Here is an 8,122-nt window from a genome sequence, read left to right as displayed (position 1 = left end):
CAGCAGGTGAAAGAACAACTCGGCGCACTAACACCAGAAGTGGTTGCCTCAATTGTGGGGCGGCAGTCTATTTTAGATGCTCTATCTGTAGCCGGACTTTAGAGAATTGGTATAACATTCTCTAAGCTGCAACCAAACCTTACGCAGAACGGGCAAAACCGACTTCTATCCTAGGGGGAGCGATCACTTCGGCACAGGTTCTGGATTTCAGAGCGCAATGCAATAATCTCCGCTCGCAATGCCTCGATCGACTTTATTCCAGCTAGCTCAGCTTCTTCGTCATCTGCATCTTGCCCGACAAAAAATGTTGCTAGCGTTGCAGTCACATAGCCAAACACTGCAAAGGCATATAGCGCTAGCAGAAAAAACAAGATGCGACCTTCTGCCGTTTGTGGGCTGTAATCAGATCCCATTGTGGTCATTAGCATTGCTGTCCACCATAGAGCGGTGCCATAGTGATCAAATCCAGGCACATTTGGTGCTGCTTGCTCAAAGGCGTACATTCCAGCCGCACCTGCAAAGGTAACGATCGCGGTTAGCAGCACGACATAGCCAAACCCGCGCCGGGAAAAATTTGCGGCTAGTGATCTCATACTGCGATTGGTTCGCGTCAGCACCCGCAACAACTGTAAGCCGCGCATTGCCCGCGCTGTTTGCAGCACCCGAAGAACTCTGACAATCCTCAACGTTCTGAGTGCGGGAAGCAGCAGTGAGATTGCAGTTAGCCATTGCGTCTTGAGATAAGCCACTTTGTGAGGAGCCAGAAGCAGCTTAACGCCAAACTCGACAATAAACGCGATCCAGATGCTGATGCTTAAACCTTCTAGTAATGGATTTAAGCCATCAGTGAGTTCAAGCACAAACAGGGCTACCCAGAGAAAGCTGAGTACCAACATTGGTACATCGAGCCAGTCTTCAATCTGTTGCAAAATCTCAGAACGTTCGCGTTCGAGGGCTATTTTTTCAGGAAGCTTCGGTGAATTCATCCGCAGGTTAATTAGTTAAGTGCAGGCGTTTCTAACACAGTAACTTCGACCAATGGAGTGACATTGAACCTCTGCTGCAACAAGCGAGTTTAAATCGATTGAGTCAGGTCAGCGCGAATTTGTTCAACTGAACGTGTAATGTTGAGCTGACGCTGAACATAAACCACACACAACAACGTCTCCTGTCCTGAAATATCGGCTCCAGTGAAGCGAACGTTGGATTCTACGAGCTTGGCTAGATTGCTTTGCTGCACCACCTGCTGCACTTCAGCATTTGCCCGTTGAGCGCGGCTAGAGCGCTGTAGATTCGGCGTGTCGGAGAACTGCCAGAGCATTAACCCCACTAGTACGATCGCACTTACTCCCACTGAAAGAGAAAACACACCGCGTTTGCCTCGCTGGTAGCGAGATCCCTGTGTTGATAAACCAAACAGGCGAAACAGCAGCGCGGCTGATAGATTAATTCCACCCAATTGCAACAACAGCAGAAAGAGTCCGTTGGTGACTAGATCCCAACGCCCGATCGCACCCGCCATACCAACAATGCCTGCGGGGGGAGCCAGAGAAGCAGCAACGAGCATTCCAGTTGCGGCTCCAGAGACTAAACTACTGCGATCAGACTGAATTAGGGTCAGTGCGCCCGCTGCGCCTGCTGCCAGAGGGATCAAGACAGACACGGTTGAAATCTGACTGCTATCAATCATGAGGTTAGTTGGAGTCTGCTGGCCCAGAAGCCAACTCAGTAGGGCAGTTGTGGTAATCGTGACGCTCAAGGCTGCAAAGTATCGTATGAGGCTGCGCCAGAGAAGTTGGCGATCGCCCCTAGCTGTTGCTAAAGCAGTATTCATAGCTGGTCCGGCAAACGGAGCCAACAGCATCGCGGCAACCAGTAGGTAGCTGGTGCTTGTGTACAAACTAATCCAGACAACAATTCCAGCGATAGCCGCATAGCTAAGAAATCCTTTCCAGGAGCCTGTACTCTGCAAACCGGATAGGAAGATCTCGATCGGGCTGCGTTCCTCAACGTTAGTAACCTGTGCAGCCGCAGCATTAGCAGGGGGATGCAGCGCCATTACGCCCGTTGGTAACAATGTAAAACTTAAGTCCGGCAGGGCTTGCAGTTTGTCGAGAAGCTCCTCGACTTTACCGTTAGAAACATGAATCAGCACCAGATCGATCGGTTGCTCAACGCCTGTTGCTTCAATTTGCGCTAAATTTGTGCCATCACAAGCTTTTGCAATCTCTAGAACGGTTTTTCCACATCCTTGTGGTGCTTGCACAAATAACTGACGCATTTTTCTGATTAAGCTCCTGATAGCATCAAGTCATTCCCACAAGAGATAACGTTCTCTTGTGGACGGCTTCGCTCAAACTACTGACTGAACCAAATTGAATCACGCGCAGGAACCTATTTTGAGCAAGCGCTCCTCGCATCAATCCGATCACAACCCTAAGAAATCCAGTTTGGAGCCGATTGAAGGTGCCAATCGATCGCTGAGAAGCCGATTGAGTTTACAGGGTGAGTTCGCTTTAGCGCTAGCACCAACCGTAGTGATCTTGGCAGTTCTGGCGTTTGTAGAAGTGCTAAGCCGTCAACGTCTTTTGTTTGCCTCTTTAGCTTCCAGCGCATTTCTCATTTATCTAGATCCGCAACATGGCACTAATACCGTCCGGACCCTAACAATTTCTCAACTTATGGCAGCGACAATCGGCTTAGTGACTTACCTCCTGTTTGGTTCAAGTTACCTGTCAGCGGGCATCGCGATGATTTTGACTATCACTCTAATGATCGTGCTGGATGCCGTGCATCCCCCGGCAGTTGCAACATCCCTCAGCTTTGCTCTGCGAGCAGGGAACGAAACCAACTTAGCGCTGTTTGGCTTGGCGGTTGGTGTGATCGCGTTACTGATTGCCATAGAACGCTGTGCGCTTTGGCTGCTGGCATATTACAGTCGATCGCGCTGAACTTAATCGAATTCAATGAGTGGATATTAACCCTCTTCTGAAAAGTCTTGCTGAAGGAAGGGAGCCAGTTCCCGGTTCAGTTGTCCGGCTCGGACTAGCTCGGCATACGTGTCTGCCTCAATTGTCAGTAGTTCTAACCTAAATTGTTCAGCAGCAAACGCGCGTAAATCGGGATGCTCATCCTGCAAGGTCTTGATCTCTTCCTCCAGACGCCCAATTTCTCCTTGAATCAGAGTCTGCTGATAGCGGTAAAACTCTGGCTCAATTACCGGACGATCTGCGGTTTGGACAAGATGCTGCAACACTCGTCTCAGCGCAGCTAAGCGAGCGAGCGCTTCTGAAAATTGCTGTTGTAACGGTTGATTTCCGAGCAGGTTTAGCCATTCCAGCAAGGGTTTAATCGTCAAACCCTGCACGAGCAAGGTGAACAACACCACTCCAAACACAGTGGCGATAATCTCTTCGCGATCGGGCAAAATAGCAGGCACACTTAGCGCTAGAGCAATCGACACTGATCCTCTCAGCCCTCCCCAAAGCAGCACACTTTGTTCTTTAAGTGGAACCTTAGACTCACTGAATCGGTTACTAAGGGCGCTCAATCCGTAGATGGCGAGCGCCCGTGTCACTATCATCACAATCAGCGTAATCGCAATGATAGTGAGGTTTTGTCCCAGGATATTAAATCGGATTTGATCGCCAATTAGCAGGAAGACAATCGAGTTAACGAAAAACGCTAGAAATTCCCAGAACTCGCTCACAATAATTCGAGTCCGAGGATTCATGCCAATGCGAGAACCGAAGTTTCCCAAAATCAATCCCATTGTCACGACCCCAATTACCCCAGAGCCCCCAAAATCCTCAATGATTAGATAGGTGCCATAGGCAGACACTAGCGTGAGTGATTGCTCGACCAAAGGCAGGTCAAATCGTTGCGTTAGGTATGAAATCCCAAATCCAATTAAGCTAGCTACTGCAATGCCGATGCCGACCACGCGCACGAACTCAATGAGCGCTGACTGAATGGATAAATCTGCTGTGCCCATCGGCAGAGCAACCAGAAAACTGAAGGCAACGACTGCCATGCCATCGTTAAATAGGCTTTCCCCCTCCACCAAAATGCTGAGTCGGCTGCCTACGCCCAGATCCCGAAATAACGCAATGACTGATACAGGATCAGTAGCAGATAGGCTCGCTCCGATCAGGAGTGCCGTTGTGAGCGGCACTCCCCCCAGTTGATTTAGCCCCAGAGCAATGCCTGCGATTGCAATCATCACCCCAAGCACGGCATAAAGACAAATGGGCAAAAATTCCTGCTTCAGTTCTGACCATTTCAAATTCCAGGCGGCTTCAAACAGGAGCGGAGGCAAAAAGATCGACAGAATCAGCTCTGGCGATAAGTTCACCAAGCGCACATCCACAAAAGCAAGCCCTAACCCCACAATCACCAACAAGAGGGTGTAGGGAATCTGACGAAACCAGCTAAAGATGCGGGGCAAGGTTGCCACACTCAAGGAAATCGACAGCACCAGCAAAAATTGCTTCAGGTTTGTCTCGATCGTCATTTCACCTAACGTCGCATCCATTGACCACTACCCTCCAAACGATCGAACCCTTACCATCTTCAACCTGTCGGACCACGACCGCTACAATCACAGGTGAGATGCTGGGCAAAAGTCAGAATCTTAAAGTTCTGGGAGGAATCAGGATGTGCTAGCAAATATCCGTGGGCGCTTCAGATCATTCAGAAATCAGGGAAAGAGCCTGATTAAGTTGCAGCAGCTTCAAGCAGAGTTACTGGCAGAATCGACGCCTGATCCGTCCTACCTCATCTTGATTGTCAGTTCCTGCGCGATCGCCACCTTTGGTTTGTTGGCAAACAGCACAGCGGTAATTATTGGTGCGATGATTATTGCTCCCCTGATGCTGCCGATCCGAGGACTGGCGTTTGGGGCACTGACAGGCAATGTCATGCTGTTTCGACGTGGTTTGGTTGCAGTTGCCGTGGGGACGGCGTTGGCAGTAGCACTTGCGGGGATATTGGGCAAACTGGTTGGCATTGCTAACTTTGGCGGTGAGGTGTTGGCACGCTCTGAGCCCACGCTGCTCGATTTAGGAATTGCCGTCACCGCTGGCGGCATTAGCGGCTACGCAAAAGTGCAACCGAAAATCTCTGGGAGCCTTGCCGGCACAGCAATTTCAGTCGCGCTGATGCCACCTATTTGCGTAATCGGCTTAGGACTATCTCAGGCAAATTGGAATCTTAGTCAGGGAGCTATGTTGCTCTATCTCACAAACTTATTGGGTATTAGTCTGTCCTGTATGGTCACTTTTCTACTAGCAGGCTACGCTTCTTTTCATCATGCCCGTAAAGCACTTGCCGGGATACTAACTTTTACTGCCATCCTACTAATTCCTTTAGGGTTCAGCTTCGCTCAGATGGTGAGACAGGCACAATTAGAAGCCAGCTTACGACAAGCGCTGTTAAATCGCACTCTTACTTTTCAACGGTTAGATCTGGTGAGCAGTACCACAAACTGGTTAACCAATCCCCCCGAAGTTCGGTTGAATGTCCGTGCTAGAGAACGTATTACACCGAAGCAGGTTGCTCTCTTGGAAGAGTTTGTGCAACGCGAAATGGGACAACCTTTTACACTGATCTTTGTGGTTGGACAGGTCGAAGAAATTCGTCGACAAGAGTCTAACACCGGAATTAATAATGGGACTGAGCCGATATACGGGCAAAAAAGTTCAAGATGAGCTGAAAAACCTTACTCCAATTGCTGTTCATCCAATTGGGGTTCAAACTGGCGAAGCTGTCATTTGCCCCTTGTACTGAATTATTAGTTGATTGTTAGCTTCAATGCACCGTCTGCAACAAGTGTAGACACGTAGCGCCAGCCCTGCTTTGTGTCGTCTGGCTCACCCCAAACTAGGTCTAGCTGTATGGAAGGGCTTTCGGGGTTGTTCTGTTTTGGGAAACTAAGAATTTTGTAGAGCCGCTTCCGAAAGACGATCAGATCCCCGACCACCAAGCCTTCGAGACTTTTGATTGGCGTTAGAGTAACACTGCTGGGTTGCGGCATGTTTTTGGAGTCAAGGAGTAGTTAGTCCTCTATTCACTCCAGCAGTTGCGAATCCGGCGCAGGGAAGCAACAGAAAACAACATCGCTGCTACTAGACGTCTTTCTACTTCACTCCCCTAACAAAGAATCAATTATCCTTTTGCCGTGATCGATCGCTTCTCTAGCGTTTTCAAACTTGCGTTTGGAATTTACAGGAGAATAACCACCTAAGTTGTAGCTAAGTGTCCAGATTTTGGTTTCTTGATTTTGAGTAGCTTTCAAAACATACCCACGGTAGGAACTCCCGTAGTCGGGTTCTGGCTCTCTATTCGTAGTTCTATCAGTCATACGATCCCTTTTTAAGTCTTGGCTGCACTCAGTCCTTAGAGTGAGCAACAGGTAGGCTTCCGTACCTAGATTAAGTACATCTCCGTAGAATGGTCTACATCTTTGGATAGAGTCCCCCCAGTAGTTCCCCCCTGGAACACATCTCTGCCCTATAGGGGAAACAAAAAACTGCCTGATCAGCCTTCATGGATGTAGCTGCTTGGTAGCCTTTCAAGCCTTGAAACAAACAACGGCAAAGACTTTTAGTCTTTGCCGTTAGTAGCTTGGCTTAAGCAGCGATCGCCCCTTCTGTGGGTTTATAGCTATACCTGTTCCGTAGAGGCTTGTTGTGCTAGTTCTAAATCAACAGGGTGAATTCCGACTACGAAGCGACCATCATCTACGGTACAAGCTACAGCGGTTGTAATTGGGTCAACGGCAGCAATAGTAAGCCGCCGCTTGCCGTAATCCCGGCGAATTTTGGGATCTTCACCTTTGTAATAAACTTGGTCGCCCTCTTGGAAGTTCATGGCAGTCAGATCCTAAACACCACATCTCTCAGATTAACAACTGGTTAAGTTTGCGAAATTAAGAAATTGGTAGTTAAAGGTGGCATATTAAATGTCAAGCTCCTAGGGCTCTTCCCAACTTTTGGTGAAAATGGATGCGATCGCAAACTTGAGTGATGTGGATTTTAGATTTAAGGCTACCTCAAGAACCTCGATCACCAAAAATTGGGAAGAGCCCTGGCTGGCTGACAGAAGTAGGTGAAACCCAGCAAACACAAGGGAGTTGGCGAAGAAGGTAGAGAGTCATGAGAGGCTAGAGTTACCACACAACAGCCCAAAATCATGACACCCTCTACCCATTTGTATGGTCAACTATTCGACCAGTTGAGTCAACACAGTCGTGTTTGCGATCTGCGCCACTTGAAAGCTCTGGCATGGATGGTGAGTGCCTTACTCCACAGCGGAGAATTGAACCTTGCTGCATGGGAACCGTATGTGGTGAGTCGAGCGACCAAAGCCCAAAGTACTGAGCGGCGCTGGCAACGATTTATGGACAATTGCCGCATTAGCGTGATGGCAATTTACGTACCCTTGGTGCTAGCGGCTCTCAGTGGATGGAAGCAACAGCGATTGTATTTAGCCTTGGATACGACGGTTTTGTGGGATCGCTTTTGCATGATTCACCTGTCGGTGGTGTGCTGTGGGCGGGCAGTTCCCTTGTTGTGGCGAGTCCTTGAACATAGCAGTGCCACCGTTGCTTTTGAAGAGTACCAACCCGTCTTGCGCCGTGCTCGGTGGCTGTTTCGGCATCATCCTGATGTGATGCTACTGTCCGACCGAGGCTTTGCTAATCAGCAATTGATGAAATGGTTACGGCAGAGTCACTGGCATTACGGTTTACGATTACCGTGTGATGTCTTGATTCACACTACACGACGCTATCCCTTGATGGTTGGCACGCTCTATCCTCCGCTCGGCGAAGCCCGATTGTATGAGAATGTGGGCTTGTGGCTCGATGGTGAACATCACTGTAACTTGGTGGTTGCAACGGTACAGGGAGCCAAAGAATCTTGGGCGGTTGTCACTGATGAACCTCCGACCTTGCAGATACTCTGGCAATATGCATTGAGGTTTCGGGTAGAGGAATTATTTTTGGATAGTAATACCAATTCTCTAAAGTCCGGCTACAGATAGAGCATCTAAAATAGACTGCCGCCCCACAATTGAGGCAACCACTTCTGGTGTTAGTGCGCCGAGTTGTTCTTTCACCTGC

General features: G+C 49.0%; 8 protein-coding genes and 1 pseudogene. 3 read left to right on the top strand and 6 right to left on the bottom strand.

Annotated features, from left to right (window positions below; translation table 11 throughout):
• Positions 1-170: 170 nt before the first annotated feature.
• Together H6G00_RS27510 and H6G00_RS27505 are read right to left on the bottom strand one after the other, a co-directional pair.
• Entirely contained in the window at positions 171-986 is an 816-nt protein-coding gene (locus H6G00_RS27510; RefSeq protein ID WP_190799166.1) for an ion transporter, read from the bottom strand.
• An 11-nt stretch (positions 987-997) separates the two neighbouring features.
• Positions 998-2,281, bottom strand: a pseudogene (locus H6G00_RS27505) (DUF389 domain-containing protein).
• A 118-nt stretch (positions 2,282-2,399) separates the two neighbouring features.
• Between H6G00_RS27505 and H6G00_RS27500 the strand changes: the two are divergent.
• Complete coding sequence (locus H6G00_RS27500; RefSeq protein ID WP_190799164.1) at positions 2,400-2,951, top strand: HPP family protein; 552 nt, start codon at positions 2,400-2,402, stop codon at positions 2,949-2,951.
• A gap of 26 nt (positions 2,952-2,977) precedes the next feature.
• Here H6G00_RS27500 and H6G00_RS27495 read toward each other — a convergent pair whose 3' ends face one another.
• Positions 2,978-4,534 carry a Na+/H+ antiporter gene (locus tag H6G00_RS27495; RefSeq protein WP_190799163.1) on the bottom strand — a complete coding sequence of 519 codons (1,557 nt, stop codon included), beginning with the start codon at positions 4,532-4,534 and terminating at the stop codon, positions 2,978-2,980.
• A 124-nt stretch (positions 4,535-4,658) separates the two neighbouring features.
• Between H6G00_RS27495 and H6G00_RS27490 the strand changes: the two genes are divergently transcribed.
• On the top strand, positions 4,659-5,708 hold the full coding sequence (locus H6G00_RS27490) for a DUF389 domain-containing protein (protein ID WP_190799162.1): 1,050 nt from the start codon (positions 4,659-4,661) through the stop codon (positions 5,706-5,708).
• Positions 5,709-5,791: 83 nt separating this feature from the next.
• Here H6G00_RS27490 and H6G00_RS27485 read toward each other — a convergent pair whose 3' ends face one another.
• From H6G00_RS27485 to H6G00_RS27475, 3 genes are all read right to left on the bottom strand, one after another.
• The gene (locus H6G00_RS27485; protein WP_190799161.1) at positions 5,792-6,034 is read right to left on the bottom strand and encodes a hypothetical protein; all 243 of its coding nucleotides are present in this window, start codon (positions 6,032-6,034) and stop codon (positions 5,792-5,794) included.
• A 108-nt stretch (positions 6,035-6,142) separates the two neighbouring features.
• Positions 6,143-6,361, bottom strand: coding sequence for a hypothetical protein (locus H6G00_RS27480; RefSeq protein WP_190799160.1), 219 nt, complete (start codon positions 6,359-6,361; stop codon positions 6,143-6,145).
• Positions 6,362-6,663: 302 nt separating this feature from the next.
• Complete coding sequence (locus H6G00_RS27475) at positions 6,664-6,870, bottom strand: hypothetical protein (protein ID WP_190799159.1); 207 nt, start codon at positions 6,868-6,870, stop codon at positions 6,664-6,666.
• 321 nt (positions 6,871-7,191) lie between these two features.
• On the opposite strand from H6G00_RS27475, the gene H6G00_RS27470 reads away from it, so the two are divergent.
• Complete coding sequence (locus H6G00_RS27470) at positions 7,192-8,043, top strand: transposase (protein WP_242042535.1); 852 nt, start codon at positions 7,192-7,194, stop codon at positions 8,041-8,043.
• Positions 8,044-8,122: the final 79 nt, after the last annotated feature.

It is taken from the genome of Leptolyngbya sp. FACHB-541 (genome assembly GCF_014695875.1).
Taxonomy (GTDB): Bacteria; Cyanobacteriota; Cyanobacteriia; order Elainellales; family Elainellaceae; genus JAAUTN01.
The sequence above is the reverse complement of the archived record's forward strand: the minus strand, read 5'-3'. Positions and strand labels throughout refer to the sequence as shown.